This window comes from Microbispora sp. CA-135349, assembly GCF_050947365.1.
GTDB lineage: Bacteria > Actinomycetota > Actinomycetes > Streptosporangiales > Streptosporangiaceae > Microbispora.
This window is the reverse complement of the sequence record NZ_CP192001.1, coordinates 7,799,176-7,823,720: the sequence shown is the minus strand read 5'-3', so window position 1 is coordinate 7,823,720 and position 24,545 is coordinate 7,799,176. Positions and strand designations below refer to the sequence as shown.

23 protein-coding genes, 1 tRNA gene and 1 pseudogene are annotated in these 24,545 nt (G+C 70.8%); 17 read left to right on the top strand and 8 right to left on the bottom strand.

Annotated elements, in window-relative coordinates; all coding sequences use genetic code 11:
- Positions 1–25: 25 nt before the first annotated feature.
- Positions 26–181, top strand: coding sequence for a hypothetical protein (locus ACQPZZ_RS36005; RefSeq protein ID WP_432934707.1), 156 nt, complete (start codon positions 26–28; stop codon positions 179–181).
- 62 nt (positions 182–243) lie between these two features.
- Here the strand turns inward: ACQPZZ_RS36005 and ACQPZZ_RS36000 are convergent.
- The 3 genes and pseudogenes from ACQPZZ_RS36000 to ACQPZZ_RS35990 all read right to left on the bottom strand — a co-directional run.
- Positions 244–336: pseudogene (locus ACQPZZ_RS36000) on the bottom strand (FmdB family zinc ribbon protein); the annotation flags it as partial.
- 217 nt (positions 337–553) lie between these two features.
- Complete coding sequence (locus ACQPZZ_RS35995) at positions 554–2,050, bottom strand: potassium/proton antiporter (protein ID WP_432926475.1); 1,497 nt, start codon at positions 2,048–2,050, stop codon at positions 554–556.
- Positions 2,051–2,082: 32 nt separating this feature from the next.
- The gene (locus tag ACQPZZ_RS35990; RefSeq protein ID WP_432934660.1) at positions 2,083–2,649 is read right to left on the bottom strand and encodes a 5-formyltetrahydrofolate cyclo-ligase; all 567 of its coding nucleotides are present in this window, start codon (positions 2,647–2,649) and stop codon (positions 2,083–2,085) included.
- Positions 2,650–2,682: 33 nt separating this feature from the next.
- Between ACQPZZ_RS35990 and galU the strand changes: the two genes are divergently transcribed.
- The 13 genes from galU to ACQPZZ_RS35925 all read left to right on the top strand — a co-directional run bounded on the left by galU (position 2,683) and on the right by ACQPZZ_RS35925 (position 14,924).
- The gene (gene galU / locus ACQPZZ_RS35985; protein WP_432926473.1) at positions 2,683–3,588 is read left to right on the top strand and encodes a UTP--glucose-1-phosphate uridylyltransferase GalU; all 906 of its coding nucleotides are present in this window, start codon (positions 2,683–2,685) and stop codon (positions 3,586–3,588) included.
- Positions 3,589–3,592: 4 nt separating this feature from the next.
- Positions 3,593–4,777, top strand: a complete 1,185-nt coding sequence (gene glp / locus ACQPZZ_RS35980) for a molybdotransferase-like divisome protein Glp (protein ID WP_432926471.1) — start codon at positions 3,593–3,595, stop codon at positions 4,775–4,777.
- The gene (gene moaC / locus ACQPZZ_RS35975) at positions 4,774–5,250 is read left to right on the top strand and encodes a cyclic pyranopterin monophosphate synthase MoaC (protein ID WP_432926469.1); all 477 of its coding nucleotides are present in this window, start codon (positions 4,774–4,776) and stop codon (positions 5,248–5,250) included. The genes glp and moaC overlap by 4 nt, the downstream gene beginning before the upstream one ends.
- Positions 5,251–5,253: 3 nt before the next feature.
- Entirely contained in the window at positions 5,254–5,730 is a 477-nt protein-coding gene (locus ACQPZZ_RS35970; protein ID WP_432926467.1) for a MogA/MoaB family molybdenum cofactor biosynthesis protein, read from the top strand.
- 76 nt (positions 5,731–5,806) lie between these two features.
- Positions 5,807–6,448, top strand: coding sequence for a GNAT family N-acetyltransferase (locus ACQPZZ_RS35965; RefSeq protein ID WP_363643725.1), 642 nt, complete (start codon positions 5,807–5,809; stop codon positions 6,446–6,448).
- 204 nt (positions 6,449–6,652) lie between these two features.
- Positions 6,653–7,222 carry a hypothetical protein gene (locus tag ACQPZZ_RS35960; protein ID WP_432926464.1) on the top strand — a complete coding sequence of 190 codons (570 nt, stop codon included), beginning with the start codon at positions 6,653–6,655 and terminating at the stop codon, positions 7,220–7,222.
- A 168-nt stretch (positions 7,223–7,390) separates the two neighbouring features.
- Entirely contained in the window at positions 7,391–7,960 is a 570-nt protein-coding gene (locus tag ACQPZZ_RS35955; protein WP_432926462.1) for a hypothetical protein, read from the top strand.
- Between the two features lie 351 nt (positions 7,961–8,311).
- Positions 8,312–9,031 carry a divisome protein SepX/GlpR gene (sepX, locus tag ACQPZZ_RS35950; protein ID WP_363643731.1) on the top strand — a complete coding sequence of 240 codons (720 nt, stop codon included), beginning with the start codon at positions 8,312–8,314 and terminating at the stop codon, positions 9,029–9,031.
- A 50-nt stretch (positions 9,032–9,081) separates the two neighbouring features.
- Positions 9,082–9,158, top strand: a tRNA-Ala gene (locus ACQPZZ_RS35945).
- A gap of 451 nt (positions 9,159–9,609) precedes the next feature.
- Positions 9,610–12,063 carry a tetratricopeptide repeat protein gene (locus tag ACQPZZ_RS35940; protein ID WP_432926459.1) on the top strand — a complete coding sequence of 818 codons (2,454 nt, stop codon included), beginning with the start codon at positions 9,610–9,612 and terminating at the stop codon, positions 12,061–12,063.
- Positions 12,064–12,383: 320 nt separating this feature from the next.
- Positions 12,384–13,670 (top strand): aspartate--tRNA(Asn) ligase, encoded by a 1,287-nt coding sequence (gene aspS / locus ACQPZZ_RS35935; RefSeq protein WP_432926457.1) that lies wholly within the window; start codon positions 12,384–12,386, stop codon positions 13,668–13,670.
- A 244-nt stretch (positions 13,671–13,914) separates the two neighbouring features.
- Complete coding sequence (locus ACQPZZ_RS35930; RefSeq protein WP_432926455.1) at positions 13,915–14,553, top strand: TetR/AcrR family transcriptional regulator; 639 nt, start codon at positions 13,915–13,917, stop codon at positions 14,551–14,553.
- Positions 14,550–14,924, top strand: coding sequence for a VOC family protein (locus tag ACQPZZ_RS35925; RefSeq protein WP_363643741.1), 375 nt, complete (start codon positions 14,550–14,552; stop codon positions 14,922–14,924). Before ACQPZZ_RS35930 ends, ACQPZZ_RS35925 begins: the two co-directional genes overlap by 4 nt.
- Here ACQPZZ_RS35925 and ACQPZZ_RS35920 read toward each other — a convergent pair.
- Together ACQPZZ_RS35920 and ACQPZZ_RS35915 are read right to left on the bottom strand one after the other, a co-directional pair.
- Entirely contained in the window at positions 14,900–15,646 is a 747-nt protein-coding gene (locus tag ACQPZZ_RS35920; RefSeq protein WP_432926452.1) for a class I SAM-dependent methyltransferase, read from the bottom strand. The genes ACQPZZ_RS35925 and ACQPZZ_RS35920 overlap by 25 nt on opposite strands.
- 129 nt (positions 15,647–15,775) lie before the next feature.
- On the bottom strand, positions 15,776–16,738 hold the full coding sequence (locus tag ACQPZZ_RS35915; RefSeq protein WP_432926450.1) for a helix-turn-helix transcriptional regulator: 963 nt from the start codon (positions 16,736–16,738) through the stop codon (positions 15,776–15,778).
- Between the two features lie 93 nt (positions 16,739–16,831).
- On the opposite strand from ACQPZZ_RS35915, the gene ACQPZZ_RS35910 reads away from it, so the two are divergent.
- Positions 16,832–17,242, top strand: coding sequence for a VOC family protein (locus tag ACQPZZ_RS35910; protein ID WP_432926448.1), 411 nt, complete (start codon positions 16,832–16,834; stop codon positions 17,240–17,242).
- A gap of 63 nt (positions 17,243–17,305) precedes the next feature.
- Here the strand turns inward: ACQPZZ_RS35910 and ACQPZZ_RS35905 are convergent, their stop codons facing one another.
- Together ACQPZZ_RS35905 and ACQPZZ_RS35900 are read right to left on the bottom strand one after the other, a co-directional pair.
- Positions 17,306–18,712 carry a hypothetical protein gene (locus ACQPZZ_RS35905; protein ID WP_432926446.1) on the bottom strand — a complete coding sequence of 469 codons (1,407 nt, stop codon included), beginning with the start codon at positions 18,710–18,712 and terminating at the stop codon, positions 17,306–17,308.
- Between the two features lie 184 nt (positions 18,713–18,896).
- Complete coding sequence (locus tag ACQPZZ_RS35900; RefSeq protein WP_432926445.1) at positions 18,897–20,504, bottom strand: dolichyl-phosphate-mannose--protein mannosyltransferase; 1,608 nt, start codon at positions 20,502–20,504, stop codon at positions 18,897–18,899.
- 106 nt (positions 20,505–20,610) lie between these two features.
- On the opposite strand from ACQPZZ_RS35900, the gene rsmI reads away from it, so the two are divergent.
- Positions 20,611–21,441 carry a 16S rRNA (cytidine(1402)-2'-O)-methyltransferase gene (gene rsmI / locus ACQPZZ_RS35895; protein ID WP_432926443.1) on the top strand — a complete coding sequence of 277 codons (831 nt, stop codon included), beginning with the start codon at positions 20,611–20,613 and terminating at the stop codon, positions 21,439–21,441.
- 37 nt (positions 21,442–21,478) lie between these two features.
- Here the strand turns inward: rsmI and ACQPZZ_RS35890 are convergent, their stop codons facing one another.
- Entirely contained in the window at positions 21,479–22,915 is a 1,437-nt protein-coding gene (locus tag ACQPZZ_RS35890; protein WP_432926441.1) for a hypothetical protein, read from the bottom strand.
- A 384-nt stretch (positions 22,916–23,299) separates the two neighbouring features.
- Between ACQPZZ_RS35890 and ACQPZZ_RS35885 the strand changes: the two genes are divergently transcribed.
- On the top strand, positions 23,300–24,517 hold the full coding sequence (locus ACQPZZ_RS35885) for a glycosyltransferase family 2 protein (RefSeq protein WP_363643755.1): 1,218 nt from the start codon (positions 23,300–23,302) through the stop codon (positions 24,515–24,517).
- The last annotated feature ends 28 nt before the right edge of the window (positions 24,518–24,545 follow it).

The following is a 24,545-nucleotide window of genomic DNA, read 5'->3' as shown; positions in this document are numbered from 1 at the left end:
CTGTGGATAACCTCAGGCGGCGGCGGTGGAGCCGGAGGACGACGTGCTCGACGAGGAGGTGCTCGACGAACTCGTGGAGGCGGTCTCCTTCTTGCCCGAGTCGCCGGACGGCTTCGAGGACGACGGCGTCGTGCTGGACGTGGTCGTCGACGAGCCCGACGAACGGTTGTCGGTCCGGTAGAAGCCGGAGCCCTTGAACACGATGCCAACGGCGGAGAAGACCTTGCGCAGCTTGCCCTGGCAGGCCGGGCACTCCGTGAGCGGGTCGTCAGAGAACTTCTGGACGGCCTCCAGCTGCTCACCGCAAGCGGTACAGGCGTACTGGTAGGTAGGCACTCGCTCCTCCTGAGACTGGCACTCGACCGGGTCGATTGCTAATGGTAAGCAGTCAACAAGCCCAAACGCCACTCCAGCCCGGTTTATTGCCCCACGGCGTCCCGTTCGCCACCCCCCGGTCCGCCCGCGAAACCGCCAGTCCGCGGACCCCGCGCGATCTCCGCGATCGGACCCGGGCGATCCCGCGATCAGACCCGCGCGAACCGGGCGACGATGGTCAGCCGCCGCGCTCGCCGTACCAGCCGGCGAGCTTGCCGCGGCGGCTCACGGCGCGCAGGCGGCGTTCGACCGTCTCCCGCTGGGCTCCCGTGGTGACCACGAGAAGCTGGTCCCCGGCCAGCAGCCGGGTCGTATTCGTGGGTACGAACGACTGCCCCTTCCGCACGACGAGCGTGACCATGGTGTTCGCGGGCAGCCGGAGCTCGAAGATCTCCACGCCGTGCATGAGCGAACCCGACGGGATGCGGACCTGCAGCAGGTCGGCGTTCAGTTCCTCCAGGGGCGCGGCCTCCACGTCGAGGTCACGGGCCTCGCCCTCGGCGGACAGGCGGAGCCTGCGGGCGAGGTGCGGCAGCAGCGGCCCTTGGAGGAACGTGAACACGATGACGATGACGAACACGTCGTCGAACAGGTTCTTCGCCCCCGGCACCCCGGCCGCCCAGGGGATCGTGGCGAGCACGATCGGCACCGCGCCGCGCAGCCCTGCCCACGACAGGAACACCTGCTCCCGCCAGGAGATCGCGCCGATCCGCAGCACCCGCGTCAGCAGGGCGGACACCACGACCGACGCGGGCCGGGCGACCAGGACGAGCAGCACCCCGGAGACCAGGGCGGGGACGAACACGGCGGGCAGCTCGCCGGGGTCGGCCAGCAGGCCGAGCATGACGAACAGCCCGATCTGGGCGAGCCAGGCGGCGCCCTCCGCGAAGCCGCGCGTCGCGGCGCGGTGGGGGAGGCGGGCGTTGCCGAGGATCACCGTGGCGATGTACACGGCGAGGAACCCGCTGCCGTGCACCAGCGTGGCCCCGCTGTAGGTGGCCAGCGCCAGCGCCATGACCGCGATCGGGTACAGGCCGGAGGCCGGCAGCGCGACCCGGCGCAACGCGTAGACCCCCGCGGGCCCGACGGCGAGGCCGATGGTCGCGCCGACGGCCAGTTCGAGCACGGTCTCCAGCAGGGTGGTCGACAGCGAGAGCGTCAGCGTGGGAGCCGCGCTGAGCGCCATCACGAGGATGACGGTGGGAGCGTCGTTGAAGCCCGACTCGGCTTCCAGGACGCCCGCGAGCCGGGGCGGCAGCGGCAGCCGCCGCAGCACGGAGAAGACGGCCGCCGCATCGGTCGAGGCCAGGATGGCGCCCAGCAGCAGCGCCGTCCGCCAGTCCATGCCGAGCAGCAGCCAGACGGCCAGTGCGAGCACGATCACGCTGACCGCGACGCCGACCGTGGCCAGCACCAGCGCGGCCGGCACGGCGTTGCGTACGTGGCTCCAGTTGGTGGTCAGGCCGCCTTCGGCCAGGATCACGGCGAGTGCGACGAGCCCGAGGTGCTGGGCGTTCTGGGCGTTGTCGAAGTGGATGCCGCTCTCGCCGAGGAGCAGGCCGAGGCCGAGGTAGATGAGCAGGGTGGGAAGGCCGGTGCGGTGCGCGATCCGTACGGACGCGACGCACGCGATGACGACGGCGGCGGACAGGAGCAGCCAGACGTTCAGACCCACCGCTCCCTTCGCCGTCCCTTACGACAATCTTGTCATATCTGTATCAAACGGGTGATTCCGCTCGGGAGGGCGGCGAAGCGCACCCGCTGGTCGTGGGGCTCCGTGGGCACCCCCTCCACCAGCTCGCCCTCGTGCAGGAGGGCAACGGTCGGCACGTTCGGCCCGACGCGGGCCAGCGCCCGGTCGTAGAACCCGCCGCCGCGGCCGAGCCGTACGCCGGTGACCCGGTCCACGGCCAGGGCCGGCGCGATGACCAGCGCGGCGGTGCGGATCGCGTCGACGCCGCGCCGGACGTCCACCGGCTCCATGATCCCGTTCGGGCCGGGCGCCAGCGAGTCCGGGCCGTCGTACACCGCCCAGTCGAGGTCGCCGTCCGGGCGCTGCACCGGCAGGATCACCGTGGCGCCGTGCTTCCACAGGGCCAGGATCAGTCCCTGGGTGGACGGCTCGGTGCCGGTCGACCAGTAGCAGGCCACCAGCCCCGCCATCTGCACCCACGGCTGGTCGAGGAGTAACTCCCTGATCGCCGCCGACGACTCGCGCAGCGTCCCGGGATCGAGTTCCGACCGGCCGCAGAGGATACGCCGACGCAGGTTCATCTTGTCCAAAGACCGCTCCGTTAGTGTCTACTCATGGCTGACTTCGCTCCCGTGACCAAAGCCGTCGTGCCCGCCGCGGGTCTCGGCACCCGCTTCCTTCCCGCGACGAAGGCGACCCCCAAGGAGATGCTGCCCATCGTCGACAAGCCGGCCATCCAGTACGTCGTGGAGGAGGCCGTCTCCGCCGGGCTGCTCGACGTCCTCATGGTGACCGGCCGCAACAAGCGCTCGATCGAGGACCACTTCGACGTAGCGTACGAGTTGGAGGACGCTCTTCGCGCCAAGGGCGACGAGGAGCGGCTCAACCAGGTGAAGGAGCCCGTCGACCTCGCCACCATGCACTACGTGCGGCAGGGTGAGCCCAAGGGCCTCGGCCACGCCGTCCTGTGCGCCAAGCAGCACGTCGGCCACGAGCCGTTCGCCTGCCTGCTCGGCGACGACCTCATCGACCCGCGCGACCCGCTGCTCAAGCGCATGATCGAGGTGCGCGCGACCTACGGCGGCAGCGTCGTCGCGCTGATGGAGGTGCCGCGCGAGCACGTCTCCCTGTACGGCGCCGCCGCCATCGAGCCGACCGACGAGGACGACGTCGTCCGCGTCACCGACCTCGTGGAGAAGCCCCCGGCCGACGAGGCGCCCTCCAACTGGGCCATCATCGGCCGCTACGTGATCGACCCCGCCGTGTTCGACGTGCTGGAGCGCACCCCGCCCGGGCGCGGCGGCGAGATCCAGCTCACCGACGCCCTGCGTACGCTGGCCTCGACGAGCTCGGACGAGGGTGGTCCGGTGCACGGCGTGCTGTTCCGCGGCCGTCGTTACGACACCGGCAACAAGCTGGAGTATCTGCAGACCGTGGTGCAGTTCGCCGCGAACCGGGACGACCTCGCCCCCGAGTTCCTGCCGTGGCTGCGGGAGTTCCTCGACAAGTCCGGACAGTGAGCCGATGAAGCCCGTCGACCGCCATCTCGCCGACATCCTCGCGGCGGTGCGTCCGCTCGCACCGCTCGAGGTCGAGATCGACGCCGCCCTCGGCGCCGTGCTGGCCGAGGACGTCGCCTCGCCCGTCCCGCTGCCGCCGTTCGACAACTCGGCGATGGACGGCTACGCCGTACGGGCCGAGGACGTGGCCGCCGCGCCCGTCACACTGCCCGTGATCGGAGACGTGGCGGCGGGGGACGGCGGGCTGAACGCCCTCGGTCCCGGCCTGGTCACCCGCATCATGACCGGGGCGCCCCTGCCCACCGGCGCCGACGCCGTCGTCCCGGTGGAGTGGACCGACGGCGGCACCGTCCGCGTACGGATCGACAGGCCGGCCCCGCTCGGCAACGCGATCCGGCGGGCGGGGGAGGACGTGCGCGCGGGCGACGTGGTGCTCCGCGAGGGCGCCAGGATCGGGCCCGCGCAGATCGGGATACTCGCCGGGGTCGGCCGCCGCCGCGTGCGGGTGCGGCCCCGGCCGAGGGTGGTCGTGCTGTCCACGGGTGCCGAGCTCGCCGAGCCCGGCACCCCGCTGGGCGCGGGCCGCATCTGGGAGTCCAACAGCTTCATGCTTGCCGCCGCCGTGCGCGAGGCGGGAGCGGAGGGGTACCGCGCCGGGTCGGTGACCGACGACCCCAAGGAGTTCATGGACACGCTGGACGCCCAGCTCGTACGGGCCGACGCCGTGATCACCAGCGGCGGCGTCTCGATGGGGGCGTACGAGCCGGTCAAGGAGGCACTGTCCCCACTGGGCACGGTGACGTTCGAGAAGGTCGCCATGCAGCCGGGCATGCCGCAGGGCTTCGGCGTCGTGGGGCCGGACCAGGTGCCGATCTTCACGCTGCCGGGCAACCCGGTCTCGTCGTTCGTGTCGTTCGTGCTCTTCGTCAAGCCGGCCCTGCGGGTCATGCAGGGGCTCCCGGCCGGACCACCGGCGACGGTCCGCGCGACCGTCACCGCGCCGCTGCGCTCTCCCGAGGGGAAACGGTCGTACCTGCGGGCCGTGCTGTCCGGCGAGACAGTCGAGCCGGTGACCAGGCAGGGCTCGCACCAGCTCGCGGCGCTGGCCGGGGCGAACGCGCTGATCGTGGTGCCCGAAGACGTGACCTCGCTGCCCGAGGGCGCCGAGGTGGAGGTGATCCCACTGTGAGACTGACGCATGTCGATGAGACCGGGGCCGCCCGGATGGTGGACGTCTCCGAGAAGGATGTGAGCGCGCGCACCTCGATCGCGACCGGGCGCGTGCTGCTGTCGCCCGAGGCGGTGGCCGTGCTGCGCGCCGGGGACGTGCCGAAGGGCGACGCGCTCGGCGTGGCGCGGATCGCCGGGATCATGGGCGCCAAGCGCACCCCCGACCTCGTGCCGCTGTGCCACCCGATCGCCCTGACCGGCGTGAAGGTCGACCTGGCCGTCGTGGACGAGGGTGTGGAGATCACCGCCCGGGTCCGTACGGCCGACAGGACGGGCGTCGAGATGGAGGCGCTGACGGCCGTCACCGTCGCCGCGCTCGCCCTGGTGGACATGGTCAAGGCGGTGGACCCGGCGGCGGTCATCACCGACGTCCGGGTGGAGGAGAAGACGGGCGGGAAGACCGGCCGCTGGACGCGTTCCGGACAGGAGTAAGCCGTGCGCGGGTTGGTGGTGACGGTGTCCAACAGGGCGTCGGCGGGCGTCTACGAGGACCGCTCCGGGCCGCTGCTGGCCTCCCTGCTGCGGGAGGCGGGCTGCCACGAGGTGGACGGGCCCCGCGTGGTCCCCGACGGTGACGCCGTCGAGGCCGCGCTGCGGGACGGCGTCGCCGCGGGCTACGACGTGATCGTCACGACGGGCGGAACCGGGGTGACGCCCCTCGACCTCACCCCTGAGATGACCGCGCGCGTGCTGGACCGGGAGATCCCCGGCATCGCCGAGGCGATACGCCAGGTCAACCGGGAGAAGGTGCCGACGTCGATCCTGTCGCGCGGCCTCGCCGGGCAGGCCGGGAAGACGCTGGTGGTCAATCTGCCCGGGTCCTCCGGAGGCGTACGGGACGGCATGGCCGTGCTGACCCCGATCCTGGGCCATGTCGTCGACCAGATCCACGGCGGCGACCATGCCGGTTGAGGAGCCCGCTGAGCCCGCTGAGGATGAGGCGCGTCCCGCGTGGCGCGTTGACCGTGTTCCGGTGGATGATTGACGAATGGATCGACTTCGCGGCTGGCCGGCGTCCATGGCCGAGGGACCCGTCGGGCTGCGGCCGCTGCGCCTGCGCGACGTGCGGGACTGGCGCGACACGCGCCTGCGCAACGCCGAATGGCTCCGTCCCTGGGAGCCCAGCAACCCCGAGACCCCGCTGTTCCGCACCGGTCTCGGGCCGTACGTCTCGATGGTCGGCACGCTGCGCCGCGAGGCACGCCAGGGGATGGCCATGCCCTGGGTCGTCACGTACGAGGGACGGTTCGCCGGGCAGCTCACCGTGGGGGCGATCGTGTGGGGCTCGGCCCGCTCCGCCCAGGTGGGCTACTGGATCGACGGCGCGCTGGCCGGTCGGGGCATCACTCCGACCGCGCTCGCCATGGCTGTCGACCACTGCTTCTTCACGACCGGTTTACACCGGCTGGAGGCCAACATCCGGCCGGAGAACCACGCCAGTCGCAGGGTCGTGGAGAAGCTCGGGTTCCGTGAGGAGGGCATCCGCCGGCGGCAACTGCACATCGACGGCGCGTGGCGCGACCACATCTGCTACGCGCTGACCGTCGAGGACGTGCCGCGCGGGCTGCTCGTCCAATGGCGCCGCACCATGAACTCGGCCGCCCGCCGCAGCGAGTCAAGCCCCGGATAGCCACGAAAGCTGTCCTGCCGCCGTTGCAACCGAGTCACAAGCGGATCGTCAGAGCGTTCTGCCGACAGATCCGTGCGCCTCGAGACGCGGGTCCGGGCGGTGCACGCCCTCGCCGCCGCCGCAACCGACGTACAAGTGGATCACCAGTGGGCCCCGTGATGCTTCGTGGCCGTAAGCGAAACCGCATCACGGGGAGACACCCACATGAGGAAAAAGGCGTTATCCATCGCAGCGGCCGCTCTGGCCGCGTCGGCGGCCGCGACCACGGTGGCACCCGCACCCGCGTCCGCCGCGGCGGTGAAGATCGAGATCGTCCCCGCCCACACCGAGACCGTGATCGAGTGGCTGAACCCCATCACGTGCCCGACGAACATGGTGCTCACCGGCCGCTCGCACCACGGCGACGAGATGCAGGACACCACCTATACCTGCAGCTTCATCCTCATCAACGGGGAGCAGGCCCGGGTGTACATCGGCGACTGGGGCACCCGCCAGAAGGAGAGCAAGGCCGACTACAGCGCCCCCGACCACCAGGCCGTCGTCGGCAGGTGGCACGAAGGCGACGAGAACGGCTACACGAGGTACCGCTCCGCCACCATCTTCTGGCAGGGACGGCAGGTGCTGCTGGCCAACGGGGACATCAGCGGCGAGTACAAAGAGAGCAACCACGACTGGCAGGCGCAGGGGAACACGGTCATGACCGGCCGTAAGCACAACGGGGACGAGAACGGCAAGACCTGGTACCGGTTCGCCACCGTGACCGTCGCGGGCTGACCCCGCCACTGCCGCTCACGTCGTAGGGGCGGCGACCGACCATCGCGCCGGCGGCGCAACCGGCCGAACCTGACCATTCCCGTGTGCATCGGCACCCGGGAATACCCGGCCGGACTCTCTTCGATCTTCGCCGCCGTGCGCATCACTCCACTAGTTAAGGAACAGACGATGATGAGGACGTACGGCAAGGCTCTGTCCGTCGTCGCCGTGGCCGCCGCTCTGTCGGCCGCCACCATGGCCGCACCCGCTTCGGCGGCGGTGACGATCAAGGTGGAACAGGTCTCGACCCGGCCGGTGTGGGAATCGACCGGCATCCAGGTCACCTGTCCGCCGAACCAGGTGCTCACCGGCCGCTCGCACTCCGGCGACGAGAGGGGGCAGACCATCTACTACTGCAGCCGGATCCTGATCAACGGTGAGCAGGTCGAGGTGCACTCCGGAGACTGGACGACTCCGCAGAGGGAGAGCAGGTCCGACTACAGCGCCCCCAACAACCAGGTGATCGTCGGCAGGTGGCACCAGGGCGACGAGAACGGTGACACGAGGTACCGCACCGCCGCGCTGTACTGGCAGGGGCGGCAGGTGACGCTGATCGACGGGGACACGAGCGCTGAGTACACGGAGAGCAGCCACAACTGGCAGGCGAAGCCCGGCAAGGTCATGACCGGTCGTATGCACTACGGGGACGAGAACGGCAAGACCTGGTACCGGTTCGCCACGGTGTATTTCGAGGGCTGATCTCCCGCAGCACATCGGCCGGCCGACCGCCCGGGCCCGGATCGTTCGACCCTGGTGGCCGGGCCCTGATTGCGTGGGCCCTGATCGTGCGGGCCGGACTACCCGGGAAGGCCGCGAGACCCGGCCGGTCGAGCCCGTGAGCCGCGTGGTCCGTGAGGACCACGCGGAATCCTCGGGATCGAATTACACGAAGAGCTTTGACGATCTCGCGACACACCGGACTGAATACTCGTCATTCAGCGACACGCAGTCCTACCGTGCGTGACGTGAACACCTCTCCGCCGACACAGGTCCACGGACGTGTTCACCATGCCCGCAGACGTGTCCGTACGGCGGTGCGGGGGTGGGCGCATGGGTAGCGCCCTGCTCTATCTCGCCATCGTCGTCATGTGGCTCAGCGTCCTGCTGCCCATGTGGCTGCGCCGTGATCGGCACACCGACGACGATCTCTTCGAGGAGCAGCCCGGCGAGGCGTTCACGCTGACCGAGCCGCCCGCCGCCGACGACGCGGAAACCGGCTCCGACGATGCCGCCGAGAGCCTCGACGGCGCCGGTGACGCGGACGGGGGCGATGCCGACACCGTCATCACGCCCCCGGCCACGTCCGCGGAATCCGCCGATCCCGCTCCGTCTTCCACGGCGGTCCGCGGCGCCGAGGCCGGCGCCGCGGACCAGGTCGCGGCGGAGCGGCACGCACGGGCCCGCCGTGTCGCCGCCCACCGGCGTGCCCGGATCCTCGCCCGGCGCCGGCGGCGGCTCCTGTGGAGCATCCTGCTCGTGCTGGCCTCCGTGGTCACCGCGGCCGTCCGCGTGATGCCCTGGTGGGCGGTCGCGCCCTCGGGTGTGCTCCTCGTCGGTTATCTCATCGTGCTGCGTGTGGCCGTACGCGTTGACAGGGAGCAGCGGGAGAGGGCCGCCCTGGCGCGGGCCGAGCACCTGCGCCGCCGGCGGGAACGCCGCCGCGCCCTGGCCGCGGCAGCCCGCGAGGCGGAGATCATCAAGTTCGAGGCGCGCAAGCGCGTCCAGGTCTTCGACCAGTACGCCGACGGACGACGCGCGGCCGGAGACTGATGCGGTGGCGCGAACACCCCGCAGAGTTTGCTAATCTAGTCGAGGTCGTTGGGGCTATAGCGCAGTCCGGTAGCGCACTTCGTTCGCATCGAAGGGGTCTGGGGTTCAAATCCCCATAGCTCCACCACGACGAAGGCCCGTCAGGTGATCCACCTGACGGGCCTTTTCGCTGCTCATGGCCGTGCCGCCACGTGCCCGGGCCGTTCCCCGCCAAGGTTCGCCGGTTCGGCTACCGCCTCGTTCCTGCTGCTGAGAGCAGTCAGGGGTCAGGTGTCATGACCGCCTACCTGCCGTGGTTCTCGCTGCTCAGGGGCATGCGGCCGGTCGGCCCCGGGTCGTGATCTTCTTGCGTCTCCGGCGTTCGGCTCCGAAGTGATCGCGTGAGCCGAGGTTCGCAGGTGGCTGGAGCCCCGCAGGTACGACCGTGCGAGCCACGCGACAGACCGGGAGGAGATGGTTTAAAAAAGGACTGGCGCGGTCGTGTGAATTGCGTTTTCCTGTGATTTATCGGGGTCTGACATTAAGAAGATCGCGAGGGCCGGAGGCGCGGGATGAGGCAGGGCCGAATCGCCGCATTCATGAGGCTGGCGCAGCATGGCGACGAGCAGCGGTTCACGGTTGCCGACGGCTTGCTGACGCTCGAATCGGGCCGGGTGCCGAAGGTGCGCCAGGTGCGTGACCCGCTGGCATTGGGCGTCCATCCTTGCGCTGCGGCTGCGGTGGCAGGCTCGCAGCCGGAACGGGTGCCGGTCTATGTACGGCGCGATGTCGATGCCGAGCTCCGTGATTGTCTCGGCAGGGGCGGGTTCGTGCTCCTGATCGGGGACTCTACGGCGGGTAAATCGCGGACGGCTTTTGAAGCCGTGCAGGCCCGGCTTTCCGGTCATGAATTTTTTGTGCCGGGCGACAAGAACATCGGCAAGGACGTGATGGCCGCGATCGTCGACCGGATCGCTCGATCCCGGCGCGCGGTTCTGTGGCTGGACGACCTGGAGCGTTTTCTCCGCTCAGGCGCGATCACACCCGTGCAGATCGCCCGCATCGTGGGTGGCAGGGGGCACAAGGCGATCGTTGCCACGCTGCGCAGCGCCGAGGAGGATCAGCTCGCGCAGGTGCCCGCCGACGCCGACGCCGGCCAGAGGGAGTTGCGTGAACAGGCCGGCCAGGTGCTGGAGCAAGCGCAGCGAATCCGCCTCGAGCGGCTGTTCAGCCCTGCGGAGCTGGAGAGAGCCCGATCACAGGTGGCCGACGAGCGGATCGCCGATGCGCTGGATCACGCGAGCGAGTACGGCATCGCCGAGTTCTTGACGGCGGGGCCGGATTCGCAGGATGCCTATGACGAACCCTGGGCGGACGACCGTAACCCTCGCGGTGTGGCTCTGGTGGCGGCCGCTGTCGACTGTCTTCGCGCCGGCTACCCGTCTCCCCTTCCGAAGGCGTTGCTGGAGGAGCTGCATCAGGACCATCTCGACCGACGCGGCGGACAGCGGCTCCGGCCGGAACCGCTGGAGCAGGCCTGGGCATGGGCGACCCGGCAGCGCGGGTCCGCCACCGCCCTCCTTCAACCGGTAGCCGGCGATGAGGCGAAGGTGGAGGTGTCCGGCTACCTGGCCGACCGCTGTCAGCGACAGATCGCACTCACCACGCAGGTGCCCGACCACATCGTCCGGGTCATCATCGGCCATGCCGATGCACCAGGTCTCAAAGCCGTGGCCAGTCGACTGTGGGACCAGGGACGCTACCCCCTGGCCGCCGAAGGGTTCCTGCAGGAGATGTATGTCCGCTGGGCCGACGATGGTGCGGAGCACCCGGACACGCTGGTCAGCTGGAAGAACTGGGCGGGTGCGCTGGCAACGTCGGGGCGGTTGGAGGAGGCCGAGGCCGAGCAACGGGCGGTGCTGGAGGTGCAGCGGCGGGTGCTGGGTGAGGAGCACCCGGACACGCTGGAGGGTCGGGGCAACCTGGCGAACGTGCTGCGGGGGCTGGGGCGGTTGGAGGAGGCCGAGGCCGAGTACCGGGCGGTGCTGGAGGCGCAGCGGCGGGTGCTGGGTGAGGAGCACCTGTCCACTATGACCTGCCGGAACAACCTGGCGAACGTGCTCAAGGCGCTGGGGCGGTTGGAGGAGGCCGAGGCCGAGCAACGGGCGGCGCTGGAGATGCAGCGGCGGGTGCTGGGTGAGGAGCACCTGTCCACTCTGGTCTGCCGCAGCAACCTGGTGAGCGTGCTGGAGGCGCTGGGGCGGTTGACGGAGGCCGAGGCCGAGGCCGAGCGCCGGGCGGTGCTGGAGATACAGCGGCGGGTGGTGGGTGAGGAGCACCCCTCCACTCTGATCAGCCGGCACAACCTCGCGTACACGATGAAGGAGTCGGGGCGGCTGGAGGAGGCCGCGGCCGAGTACCGGGCGGTGCTGGAGGCGCGGCGGCGGGTGCTGGGTGACGAGCACGGGAACACGCTCCTCAGCTGGAACGAGTTGGCGGGCGTGCTGGTGGCGCTGGGGCGGTTGGAGGAGGCGGCGGCCGAGTACCGGGCGGTGCTGGAGATCAGCCGCCGGGTCTCGGGTGAGGAGCACAAGGACACGCTGATCTGCCGGAACGAGTTGGCGGGCGTGTTGGCGGCGTTGGGGCGGTTGGAGGAGGCGGCGGCCGAGTACCGGGCGGTGCTGGAGATCAGCCGCCGGGTCTCGGGTGAGGAGCACAAGGACACGCTGGTCAGCCGGAACAACCTGGCGATCGTGCTGGAGGCGCTGGACCGGCTGCCGGAGGCCGAGGCCGAGTTCCGCGCCGTGCTGGAGGTACGGCGGAGGGCGCTGGGTGAGGAACACCCGGACACGCTGATCACCCGAAGCCGCCGGGCGGGCGCGCTGGAGGCGTTGGGGCGGTTGGAGGAGGCGGCGGCCGAGTACCGGGCGGTGCTGGAGATCTGCCTGCGGGTGTGGGGGAAGGAGCACCCGTCCACTCTGGTCAGCCGGAACAACCTGGCGATCGTGCTGCGGGCGTTGGGGCGATCGGAGGAAGCCGAAGAGTTGGAGTGACCTCGCCGCCGTGAAAATGCGTGCCGGCCCCTGGTGATCATCGTAGGATGAGGCGCAACGCGATGACGGAGACGAGTAGTTCCGGGATCACGCGAGTCAGAGAGCCGCCGGAAGCTGCGAAGGCGGTCTCGCGTCCCGGCGACGAAGACCCTCCCGAGTGCGGGGAGGAACGGCGAGACCGCCCAATGCCCCGCCGGCCGGCCCCCGTGACCGGGCCAGGATGAGGCCGCCGCCGAGGCGGCGGCGAAAGTGCGGTGGCACCGGGAGTCCCCTTCTCCCCCGCACTCCCAAGGGATCGCTCATATTCCTCAAGGAACGTGATGATCTCTCGTACGCTCGCCGCCGACCTGCCCGCGCAGGTCGGCCACCGTGTCCGCCTCGCCGGCTGGCTTCACCGCCGCCGCGAGCTCAAGTCCGTGTCCTTCCTCGTGATCAGGGACCGCTCCGGACTCGCCCAGATCGTGCTGCGCGAACCGGTCCACCTGGCCGAGGAAACCGTCGTCGAGGTCACCGGGACCGTCGCCGCCAGCCCGCAGGCCCCCGGCGGGGCCGAACTGGTCGACCCGGTCATCGACGTGCTGTCCACGCCGGTCGGGTCACCGCCGTTCGACCTGTACCGGCCCGTTGTCGCCGGTGCGCTGCCCACGATCCTCGACCACGCGTCCGTGACGTTGCGGCATCCCCGGCTGCGGGCATCGTTCGACATCGCCGCCGCGGGGGTCGCCGGATTCCGGGCCGCCCTGGACGGGCTCGGGTTCGTCGAGACGTTCACGCCGAAGATCGTGGCCTCGGCGACCGAGTCCGGCGCCAACGTGTTCGGCATCGACTATTTCGGCAAGCCCGCTTTCCTGGCCCAGTCTCCGCAGTTCTTCAAGCAGACGTTGGTCGGGGTGTTCGAGCGGGTCTACGAGGTCGGGCCGGTGTTCCGGGCCGAACCGCACGACACCGCCAGGCACCTGGCGCAGTACACGAGCCTCGACGCGGAGCTGGGCTTCATCACGGACCACCGCGACGTCATGGCGGTGCTCACGCGGGCCCTGCGCGGCATGCACGCGGCCGTCGCCGAGCGCGCCGGGGCCGCCGTCTGTCTTCTGGGAATCCACGTGCCGAAGGTGCCGGAGGAGATCCCGTCGATTCACTTCACCGACGCGCAGGAACTCCTCGCCCGGCACACCGGCGAGGACCCGCGGGGCGAACCAGACCTGGCTCCCGCGCACGAACGCTGGCTCGGGGAGTGGGCACTGCGCGAACACGGATCGGAGTTCCTGTTCGTCACGGGCTACCCGATGGTCAAGCGTCCCTTCTACACCCATCCCGACCCGGGCAGGCCGGAGTGTTCGCGCAGCTTCGACCTGCTCTTCCGAGGACTGGAGCTGGTGACGGGAGGCCAGCGGCTGCATCGTCACGCCGACTATCTGGCCGCGCTCGCAGGCCGGGGCGAGGACCCGGAGGCGTACCGGGGGTATCTCGCCGCGTTCGCCCACGGGCTGCCACCCCACGGTGGCTTCGCCATCGGCCTGGAACGCTGGACCGCCCGCCTGACGGGCGCCGCCAACGTCCGCCAGACCACCCTCTTCCCGCGCGACCTGCACCGTCTCAGCCCGTGAATCCGTACGGGGTTCACGCCGTGAGCCACGTCCCGATACCCGTATGAGCACGCGTGGTGCGAGGGCGTGAATCCCGTAGCCCAACCACGGCGCAGGCCCGTCAGGTGTCCACCTGGCGGGCCTCTTTCCGATGTCCAAGGAGCACTTCCCGATGGCCGAGGAGCAGAGGTGGCTTCGCGTCATACATGTACGGGAGTTGGAATGCCATTGACGGAGTGAGTGCTCACTCCGTAATCTTGAGGGCATGGCAGACACGACATCCCGCCGGCGAGCGCCGGCGATGAGCACCGAGCAGCGCAGGGCGATGATCGTCGCCGCGGCGCTTCCGCTGGTCGCCGAGCACGGCGCCGCGGTCACCACAAGTCAGATCGCCCAGGCCGCCGGCATCGGTGAGGGCACCGTCTTCCGAGCCTTCGCCGACAAGGACGAACTGCTCGACGCGTGCCTGACCGAGGCGATGAATCCCAGTCACGTGCTGCGCGAGCTGACCTCCATCTCCCTCGACGAACCGCTTGCCGACCGGCTGACACAGGCGGCCGAGGCCCTGCACGCCCACCTGGGACGGATGGGGACGGTGATCGGAGCCCTGCACGGCACCGGCCACCGTCGCGGGCGCGGCCTCGGAGAACGGCAGACCGCCGACGAGCGGCCGCCCTCGGGCGGCAGGGAGGCCTCGACGAAGGCGACCCACGAGGCGATCGTCGAGCTGATCGAACCCGATCGGGCGGCGCTGCGCCTGGAGCCCGAGAAGGTCGCCTCGGTCTTCCTGGGCATGCTCTTCACCCGTCCCCGCTCCGCGTTCGGTGGCGCGGAACCCACGTCGGAGGAGCTCGTCGACATCCTTCTGCACGGCGCTTTCGGACGCCCGGAGGGCCCGGCATGACCATCACGCTGAACCACACCATCGTCCCGGCCGTCGACAACCGTGAGGCGGCCCGGTTCTTCGCCTCGATCATGGGGCTGGAGGTGCTGCCGCCCGCCGGCCGGAACGGCCACTTCGCGCCCGTACGGGTGAACGACACGCTGACCCTGGACTTCATGACCGTGGAGAACCCCGCCGGCGTACATCTGGCCTTCCAGGTCGATCCGGCCACGTTCGACCGGATCCTGGGCCGCCTGCGGGAGGAGGCAGTGCCCTACGGCAGCGATCCGGCCCATCCCGACAACGGCCGCATCGATCACCCGTTGTGCCCGCGCGGGCTGTTCTTCGTCGACGCGGCGCGCAACCTCTACGAGGTGATGTCTCCCGAATGAGCGCGGGTCGCCGCGACCATGGACGTCTTGAGGTAGGGCCCGCCGTACCAGAACCGCCAGCCGAGGTCGTACACGTGGACGTCGGCGGCCCCGCACTCGCGGAGCACCTCGGCATAGCGGTGGGCGTTCCTGATGTCGGCCAGGCGCAGCCTGCCGCCCGGCTTCAGCACGCGCAACGCCTCGCGTACGGCACTGGCGCGCCCCTCGGCGTCGGTGATGTTGTGCACGACGAGGCTCGACACCACCAGGTCGAACGTGGCGTCAGGGAAGGGCAGGCCGCGAACGTCGGCGGTGACCAGCGCGACCCGGTCCGCGACGCCTTCGGCGCGGGCGTTGGCCAGGGTGGCCTCGCCGCTGTTGCCCGACTGATCGTGCGTCCACAGGTCCACCCCGGTCGCGGCGCCGCCGGGAACCCGCGCCGCCGCCTTGAGCAGGACGAGCCCGCGGCCGCAGCCCAGGTCGAGGACGCGTTCGTCACCGGACAGGCCGAGCCGGTCGAGTTCCGCGTCCCACACGCGGAACTTGCCGCGCAGGGTGGTGTGCGCGAACAGCGCCGCGCCGATGATCAGCACGCCGCCGCCGATCAGCAGCACCACCGCCGGGACGACCCAGCCGATGGCGAAGAGCCAGACGGCCAGCGCAGTCTCCAGGACCCCGCCCACCGTCAGCCCGGTCAGCACGGCCGGAGCGTCCACACCGTAGTTCCCACGCGGCTTCGTCACGATCACTTTGTACCGCCGGCAAGTCCGTCTCGTACAGGCCGAAGATCCTTCCGTGTCGTCGTGGCAGGCCCGGCCTCCGCCGGAGCGCGCCGACGCTCCGGACGGCGGGATGCCGGGTCCGGCGTGGCCTTAGACGCCGTCCGCCGCCGCGGCCCGGTAGCGATCGGCGAGCGTACGCAGGTGAGCGCGTAGTTCGGGCGGATCGAGCACGGTGAAGGGCACGTCGAGCGAGGTGAGGAAGGTCGCGAGGTCGTGCGGTGAGTCGCCGCCGGTCTCCAGCACGCAGGCGTCCTCCCCGTCGGCGCGCAGCAGCCCGGCCGCGGCGGTGAGCCGCGCGCCCATGACCGCTACGGGGGCGTGCAGCCGCACGACGGCCCTGTGCCTCCAGGCGGACGAGCCCGCTCCGCGTACGACGTGGGCGGCGGCGTCTCCCTCGGGCGGTTCCCGCGGGGTGAAGCGGGGGCCGTTCGGGGAGCGCGGCCGCACGCGGTCGGCGCGGAAGGTCCGCCAGTCGCGGCGGTCGACGTCCCAGGCCAGCAGATACCAGCGTCGCCCGGTGAACACGAGCCGGTGCGGCTCCGCCGTGCGGCGCCTCTCGGTTCCCCGGTGGTCGAGGTAGTCGAACCGCAGCGTCTCGCGGTCGCGGATGGTGGCGGCGATCGAGGTCAGCGTGTCCGGATCCACGGTGGGGCCGTGTCCCGGCACCGCGACCGTGGCGGCGCGCACGGCCTCGATCCGGTGACGCAGCCGGGACGGCAGCATCCGCTGGAGCTTGGTGAGCGCGCGCAGCGAGGTCTCCTCGATGCCGGTCACGGTGCTGCCCGCGGCGGCCTGCAGGCTGACGACCACCGCGACGACCTCCTCGTCGTCGAGCAGCAGCGGGGGCAGGGCCGACCCCGCGCCCAGGCGGTATCCGCCGGCCGTGCCGGTGGCCGAGTGGATCTCGTAGCCCAGGACGCGCAGCCGCTCGACGTCGTTGCGTACGGTCCTGGTGGTCACGCCGAGCCGGTTCGCCAGGTCGGCGCCGGACCAGCCGGGTCGCGCCTGGAGCAGGGCCAGCAACCGCAGCAGCCGTACGGAGGTCTCCAGCATGACGACAGTCTCCCGTTCATTGAGGAACCGTATGTTCCGCAATGCCTTCTAGCGTTCCCCCATCGACGAGAGATCGACGAAAGGGGACGACCGATGCTGCGTGGACTGACGACCGTGACCTTCTGGGCCGACGACGTCGAGGAGGCGACGCGCTGGTACGCGGAGGTGCTCGGCGCCGAGGCGTACTTCGAGAGGAAGGGCCCGGACGGCCGGGTCGCCTACGCGGAGTTCCGCCTCGGCGACCACCAGCACGAACTCGGCTTCGCCGACCGGCGCTACGCGCCGCACCCGACGACGGAACCGACGGGGGCCGTCGTCTACTGGCACGTCGACGACCTCACGGCGGCGCTCGGCAGGCTGCTGTCGATGGGCGCCACGCAGCACGAGGCGCCGACGGAGCGCGGCCCCGGCTTCGTCACCGCCTCGGTGGCCGACCCGTTCGGCAACATCCTGGGGATGATGTACAACGCCCACTACCTGGAGGTCCTCGAAGGCCGCGCCTGAAAGTCGCAGCGCCGCGGGCCGCCCCATCTGCGCCTACAGCCGGCCGGGAGGACCCCGCCGGGGTCAGCCGAGACCGGCGTACTGGCGGGGGCGCAGGGCCTGGGCGCGCAGCGCGGCCAGCGCGGCCCGGCGCCCGGCGGTCGTGAGCCGCCACGGCCCGCTGCCCGGGGCATGCGTCACGGGCGCCCGGCCCGCGGCCTCCGGCGTTCCGGACGTGGTCCCGGGCGCTCCGGCCGTAGTCCGGCGATCGCGGCCCAACGCCCCGGGCTCCCGCGACGAGGCCTCCAGGCCGAGGGCGTCGAGGCGGTGGCGGAGCCGGGCGAGCGGTCCGGTGAGGTCCGCCCCGCCGACGCGGTCGCCGTCCGTCGTGCGCCAGCCCTCGCCGTTGACCACCTCGGCGACCCGGTCGCGCAGGTCGCCGTCCCGCACCACATCGGCGTCGGCCAGGATCATCAGCGCCGACTCACGGATGGAGACCTCGTAATCGTGCTCCCCGGGGGCGGGAACGAGCAGCGTGGGCGTGGCCGCCTCCCACATGGCGGCGCGGTCGTCGAGCAGGTTCCTGCCCGTGGTGGTGAGCACCAGCCTCCGGCCGCTGCGCCGCAGCGCCCCGAGATCGTGCAGGGCGATCTGCCGCAGTTCGGTGAGGGCCGGCACGTCGTTCTCCCCGCGTACGGCCCCGGACCTCGCCCGATTGGCCCAGCCGAACCGGTCGGCCGCCTCGACGGCCACGGCACGCCCGACGTTGAGCCGCTCGGTCAGGCGGACCCCGGTGCGGGCCAGGCCGAGCAGCCAGCGCAGCGGTTCCAGATGCGGCTCGTCCGGAACCGCGATCGGCGCGTGCAGCCGCACCTCGAAGGGCTGGGCGAGCTCCCGCCGGGCGTTGCCCCGTCCGAGCACCCAGCGGTTCAGCCGTTCGCCGTGGACCCGGTGCAGCCAGCAGTCGCCGCCCAGCTCCGCGCGGGGCGTGGTGAGCCAGCGGCGGGTCAGCTCCTCCCTGTCCACCGGGTCGCCGGCGACGATGGCGAGCTCCAGGGCGGCCGCGCAGGCGACGTGCGCCCCCAGCTCCTCCGGTCCCATGATCGAGCTCCACGACAGCTCGGCGATGTCCGGGGGCAGCACCCCGGTGGCCTCCAGCTCCCGGTGGTAGGCCGCGGCCCCGGCCTCCTCGCCCTCCCTGGCGTACGTCTGCAGGATCCGGGCGGTGGCGGGGGAGTCGCACAGGGCGGCGTAACGCTCCATGCCCGCGAGTCTGAGCAGCTCGCCGAGGGCACGCGCGATCGTCGCCTGGTCGCCCGGCACCTTGATCGGCAGCGTGTACCAGAGGAACTCGCACACGTCGAACTGGCTGATGGTCTCCAGCGCCTCGCCGCCGGCGAGCCACTCGACCGCGACGCGGGCGGACTCGGCGATGTCCGGCTCGGAGCGCTCCAGCTGGGCGAGGAGCGCGGCGACGTCAGGTGCGGGCATGACCCGAAGTCTGCCGTATCGACCCCATCGTTGACGACGACCCGGCATCACTCGCGACCCCCCCTCTCGGTGCACCTGACGGTATGCGCCCAACGATACGGGGGTAAGGAGCCGTCGGCGCTTGAGGGTGCGTGCGCGTGCATGCCTTGCCTCGCCGTGCGCGTTCAGCCCTCGAGAGCCGGCATCAGATCCATGAGTCGAACAGCATCCTCGCGTGCCAGGAGTCGTACGGGATGACCTCGGCGGCGATCACGGGATAGAGCCAGCCGAAGTTGACCAGCGCCAGGAGCACGAACGCGCCCACCACGGCCGTGCCGGCCACCCGCCGGTTGGGCCGGGCCGGATCCTCCCTGCCCATGATCAGCCCGCAGCCCAGCACGATCGCCAGGATCATGAACGGCACCAGCGGCATGGCGTAGAACATGAACATCGTCCGGTTGTCCGCCACGGCGAAGTAGAACCAGGGCAGCCACCCGGCGGCGTAGCCGAGCAGCACCGCGCCCGCGCGCCAGTCGCGGGTCGCGACATACCAGGCGATCATGGCGATCAGTGCGATGAGGCCGGCGAACCAGATGATCGGGGTGCCGGTGCCGAGGATCGCCCAGGAGCAGGAGGCGGTGCCGCAGGTCTTCGGCGACTCGTAGAAGAACGCGACCGGGCGCAGCAGCAGCGGCCACTGCCAGGGCTCCGACTGGTACGTGTGGCTCTGTTCCAGGCCGGTGTGGAAGGTCAGCACCTGCTTCTGGTAGTCGAACCACGAGCGGAGCGAGTCGATGACGAAGTAGACCGGGCCGTTCGAGGTGGCCTGGTCCCAGTTGCGGCCGTACCCCTTGTCGGTGACGAACCACCCGGTGAACGACAGCAGGTAGGTGAAGACCGGGACGACGGCCATCCACGCCGCGGCGAGCGGCAGGTCGCGGCGGACGACCGAGCCGTACGGCCGGGGCTGTCCGGCGGCCCGCCGGGCGCCCGCGTCCCACAGCAACGTCATGATCACGAAGGCGACGATGTAGAAGCCGCCGGTCCACTTGGTGGCCGTGGCCAGGCCGAGGCACACCCCGGCGGCCAGGCGCCAGGGCCGCAGGCCCAGCCGTGGTCCCTCCGCGGGCGACCCCGCCTCGTGCCAGTCGGCGAACCGGGTGCGGACCCGGTCACGGTCGACGACCAGGCAGGCGAACCCGGCGAGCACCCAGAACATCAGGAAGATGTCCAGCAGGGCCGTACGGGACAGCACGAAGTGGAGGGCGTCGAGAGACAGCAGCAGGCCGGCCGCGCAGCCGAGCAGCGTCGAGCGGGTCATCCTGCGGGCCGTGCGGGCGAGGATCAGGATGGACAGCGTGCCGAGCACCGCGGCGGTGAAACGCCAGCCGAAAGGGTTCGCCCCGAAGATCAGCTCGCCGAGGCCGATCAGCCACTTGCCCGCCGGCGGGTGCACCACGTAGGAGGCGCACTCGCCCACCGAGCCGCACTGTTTGAAGATGTGCTCGTTGCCGGCGAGCAGGAGCTTGTCCGCGCCTTCCACGAACTGCCGTTCGACGCCGTACTTGACGGTGGCGAAGGCGTCCTTGGCGTAGTACGTCTCGTCGAAGACGACCGAGTGCGGTGTGCCCAGCCGGTAGAACCGGAGGAACCCGCCGAAGGCGGCCACCAGGATGGGGCCGAGCCAGCCCCACATGGCGCTGCCGGGCATGGGCGGCACGAGCCGGTCGCGCAGGGAGACCGCGGGAGTCTTGTCCCGGGGCCCCTCTTCCGGCTGCTCGAACGCCTTGTGAGAATAGTCGGTCACGGCCACGCCGACAGATTACTGGTGAGTCCCCGCCGAGGACACGGCTCGCGTATGGATTGGGTCATCCGGCCGTTCGGCGATGAATGTTTCACGCCGGCCATAGGCTGGACGGGTGCTCGTTCTTGCCGCAGCCCCCATCGGCCAGCCCAAAGACGCGTCCCCACGGCTGCGCGAGGTGCTCGCCGCGGCCGACGTGATCGCGGCGGAGGACACCCGCCGGCTGCGACGGCTCGCGGCCGACCTGGAGATCGTCATCGGGGGCCGCGTGGTGTCCTACTACGACGCCAACGAGAGCGCGCGGGCCGCCGAGTTGCTCGAGGCGCTGCGCGAGGGGCGGACCGTGGTGGTGATCACGGACGCCGGCATGCCGGGCGTCTCCGACCCCGGATACCGGCTCACCCGCCTCGCGGTCGAGGCCGGTCTGCCTGTGACGGCGCTGCCCGGCCCGTCGGCGGTGACGACCGCGCTCGCCGTCTCCGGCCTGCCGAGCGACCGGTTCTGCTTCGAGGGGTTCCCGCCGCGGAAGCAGGGGGAGCGGGCCAGGCGGCTGGCGGCGCTGGCGGCCGAGGAGCGCACGATGGTGTTCTTCGAGGCGCCGCACCGCCTGCACGCCACCTTGGATGCGATGGCGGAGGCCTTCGGCGCGCAGCGGCCCGCCGCCGTCTGCCGGGAGCTCACCAAGACCTACGAGGAGGTGCGGCGCGGCGGTCTCGGCGAGCTGGCCGAGTGGGCCGCCGGCGAGGTCAGGGGCGAGATCACGCTGGTGGTGGCGGGACGGACCGCCGGGGAGGCCGCGCCGGGCATCGAGGAGCTGGTCGAGGAGGTGGCCAGGCGCGAGAGCGCGGGCGTGCCGCGCAAGCAGGCCATCACCGAGGTGGCCAGGTCCGCCGGCGTCCCCAAGCGCGACCTCTACAACGCCGTCCACGCCACTCCGTCGCCGTGATCCCGCACTGCGGGATCACGGCCAAGGGCGGACCAGGTCAGCGGCCACTTCTGCGACCGGCTGCACGATCACGCGCGGTGAGGGCGGCGGCGAGGCAGGCGAGCGGCACCGCGGGCAGCAGGTAGCGGTAGTCGAACTCGGCGGTCGCCGCCGGGGCCAGGATCAGGCCCACCGCACCCAGCCAGGGCAGCAGCGCGGGCCCGCCGAGCTCGCGCCAGCGCCGCGCCACGCCGTACAGGCCGAACAACAGCAGCGCGCCCAGCACGAGGCCGGGCAGCCGTACGACCTTCTGATAGCCGATCATGATGTCCGACCACGGCGAGACCACGTGCGTCGCGGCCGGCCCGTTCTCGTACGCCTCCGCGTCCTTGTCGGTCGTGCTGTGGTAGGAGCTCCACCTGGGCAGCTTGCGCGTGTACTCGTTGTCGAACTCGTACTGCAGGAAGGTTTTGGCATCCGGGAACCGCGGACGGCCCCACTGGAAGGCGCGGAAGAAGTCCTTGGCCACCGCGGCCAGATAGTCGCCCGGCTGCGACAGGATCGCCCTCTTCGCGAACGCGCTCGCGTTCGCGTTGATCTCCGGGGTGAACTTCATGCCCGAGCCGAACACATGGAGCTGGTTCTGGTCGTCCCACCACAGGTACGCCTGCGCGGACAGGCCGCGGTCCTTGGGCGGGACGTTGATGCACAGCAGCGCCAGCTCCAGCTCACGGCGCTCGTCGATGTCCATCTTGTGGCAGTCGGCGAACAGCGACGTCCTCATGTAGAGGATCACTCCGTCGCTGTTGGTCATCGCGAACTGGCCGTTCACCGCCTTGAACCAGCCCATGTACGCGAGCACGGGCAGCGCGCACGCGGTGACCATGGCGGCGATCGGCTTCCAGCCGGCCCGCTTGATCACCAGGTATGCCACCACCAGGGCGAGGATGGGCAGGCCGATGCTCCGGGTCAGCGCGGTCAGCGCGAGCAGCAGCCCGACCACGGTCCCGCCGCGCCAGGTCATCCGCTCCCGCCACAGCACGAGCGTCACCACGCCCACCACGAGCAGGATGAACATGGTGTCCGACATGATCAGCTGTTCGAGCTGGATCTGGTAGGCGTCGAACAGCACGGGGGCGGCCGCGAGCGTCGCACCCCAGCCTGGAACCCCAAATCTTCTGGTCAGCAGCGCATAGATAAGGACCGCCGCAGCCAGGCCCATAAGGTGCTGGGTCAACACCACGAGCGAGAAACTGTGGAACGGCTTGAGCAGCAGCAGCCAGAAGCTGTACCCGTCCGGGCGGATCGGGTGCGGACGCGGCCGGAGCGCCACCGACACGTAGTCGTAGGAGTCGTTGAACCACATCGCCGGGCCGAAGCCCAGCATCGTGACGATCCGCAGCACGAAGGCGACGCCGAGCGTGACCGCGAAGACCCGGTGCCGGCGCAGCAGGGCGACCGGACGGCCCCAGCGGCCGGCCGGGGTGGTGTCCACCGAGGGAGGATCCGCGATCGCGACCATTCACAGTCGCGCGGAGAGCACCGCCTGCTTCGGCCGGCGGCGGACGACTCCGCGCTCCCTCCCCTCGGATTTCGCCGGTGCCTTCCAACGGACGCCCACGGGCATGTCGCGAAAAAGAACTGCGAGTGCCTCACCTGCGGGTATACCGCGCACGCCGGCAGGGCCGGCGTGCTGAGAATTCTCCGGGCCGGGCTCGTCCTCTGCGTCGCCGCTCGGCCGGCGACGCGGGAAGCCCGCCGCTCCAGCGGTGGGTGGAGTCACTGTTACAGAATGCCAGCCGTTTCGCGGACTTGACTCGGACGCTACTGGGAAGCGGGCATCATTGGTGTCCTGCCGTCATATGCGAGGAGTTGCGACGTGGAACTTACCGTTGTCATGCCATGCCTCAATGAGGCCGAGACCGTGGAGATCTGTGTTCGCAAGGCTCTCACCTGCATGCGCGAGAACGGAATCGACGGCGAGGTGGTCATCGCCGACAACGGCAGCACCGACGGCTCGCAACAACTGGCCCGTGACGCGGGCGCCCGGGTTGTCCATATTGACGAGAAGGGCTACGGCAATGCCCTGATCGGCGGCATCCGTGCCGCCCGCGGCAAGTACGTCATCATGGGCGACGCCGACGACTCCTACGACTTCACCAACCTGATGCCCTTCGTCGAGCAGCTCCGGGACGGCGCCGAGCTGGTCATGGGCAACCGGTTCCGCGGGGGCATCGCCCCGGGAGCCATGCCCCCGCTCCACCGCTACCTGGGCAACCCGGTCCTGTCGTTCATCGGCCGGCTGTTCTTCCCCAGCGCGATCGGCGACTTCCACTGCGGCCTGCGCGGCTTCCGCCGCGACTCGATCCTGCGGCTGGGCCTGCAGACCGGCGGCATGGAGTTCGCCTCCGAGATGGTCGTGAAGGCGACCCTGCAGGGGCTCGACGTCCGCGAGGTGCCGACCACCCTGTCGCCCGACGGCCGCTCCCGCCCGCCGCACCTGCGCTCCTGGCGGGACGGCTGGCGTCACCTGCGCTTCCTGCTGCTCTACAGCCCCCGCTGGCTGTTCTTCATCCCGGGCCTGGTGCTGATGAGCCTCGGTCTCGTCGCCGGGGCCGCGCTGTCGTTCGGCCCGGTCTACATCGGCAAGCTCGCCTTCGACGTCGACACGCTGGTCGGCGCGTCCGCGATGGTGATCAGCGGATTCCAGGCCGTGCTGTTCGCGCTGTTCACCAAGGTGTACGCCGCCGAGGAGGGCTTCCTCCCCGAGGACCGGCGGATCCGCAGGCTGGTGGACGTCGTCACGCTGGAGAAGGGCCTGCTCGCGGGCGGCGCCCTGGCCGTGGCCGGCCTGGTCGGCCTGGTGGCCTCGCTCGCCCACTGGGGCGGCCGCGGCTTCGGCGAGCTGATCCCGGCCGAGTCGCTGCGCCTCGTCGTGCCGTCGGCGACCGCGTTCGTCATGAGCTTCCAGACGATCTTCGCGTCGCTGTTCATCAGCATCCTCGGCATCCGCCGTACGCGGGAGAACCCGGTCGACATCGCGGCGTCCGCCGCCGAGGAGGCCGCCGAGGCCGTCAGCCGCGAGTCCGTGGCCTGACGCCACCGGCGTTTTATCCCGGGGAGTC

Bases quoted from the DNA above. Each gene is read 5' to 3' on its own strand.
- ACQPZZ_RS35915 (WP_432926450.1), bottom strand. From the start codon at position 16,738: ATGCTGGAGACCTCCGTACGGCTGCTGCGGTTGCTGGCCCTGCTCCAG.
- ACQPZZ_RS35990 (WP_432934660.1), bottom strand. From the start codon at position 2,649: ATGAACCTGCGTCGGCGTATCCTCTGCGGCCGGTCGGAACTCGATCCC.
- ACQPZZ_RS35940 (WP_432926459.1), top strand. From the start codon at position 9,610: ATGAGGCTGGCGCAGCATGGCGACGAGCAGCGGTTCACGGTTGCCGAC.
- ACQPZZ_RS35910 (WP_432926448.1), top strand. From the start codon at position 16,832: ATGCTGCGTGGACTGACGACCGTGACCTTCTGGGCCGACGACGTCGAG.
- ACQPZZ_RS35965 (WP_363643725.1), top strand. From the start codon at position 5,807: ATGGATCGACTTCGCGGCTGGCCGGCGTCCATGGCCGAGGGACCCGTC.
- sepX (WP_363643731.1), top strand. From the start codon at position 8,312: ATGGGTAGCGCCCTGCTCTATCTCGCCATCGTCGTCATGTGGCTCAGC.
- aspS (WP_432926457.1), top strand. From the start codon at position 12,384: ATGATCTCTCGTACGCTCGCCGCCGACCTGCCCGCGCAGGTCGGCCAC.
- ACQPZZ_RS35930 (WP_432926455.1), top strand. From the start codon at position 13,915: ATGGCAGACACGACATCCCGCCGGCGAGCGCCGGCGATGAGCACCGAG.
- ACQPZZ_RS35925 (WP_363643741.1), top strand. From the start codon at position 14,550: ATGACCATCACGCTGAACCACACCATCGTCCCGGCCGTCGACAACCGT.
- glp (WP_432926471.1), top strand. From the start codon at position 3,593: ATGAAGCCCGTCGACCGCCATCTCGCCGACATCCTCGCGGCGGTGCGT.
- galU (WP_432926473.1), top strand. From the start codon at position 2,683: ATGGCTGACTTCGCTCCCGTGACCAAAGCCGTCGTGCCCGCCGCGGGT.
- ACQPZZ_RS35960 (WP_432926464.1), top strand. From the start codon at position 6,653: ATGAGGAAAAAGGCGTTATCCATCGCAGCGGCCGCTCTGGCCGCGTCG.
- ACQPZZ_RS35955 (WP_432926462.1), top strand. From the start codon at position 7,391: ATGATGAGGACGTACGGCAAGGCTCTGTCCGTCGTCGCCGTGGCCGCC.
- ACQPZZ_RS35905 (WP_432926446.1), bottom strand. From the start codon at position 18,712: ATGCCCGCACCTGACGTCGCCGCGCTCCTCGCCCAGCTGGAGCGCTCC.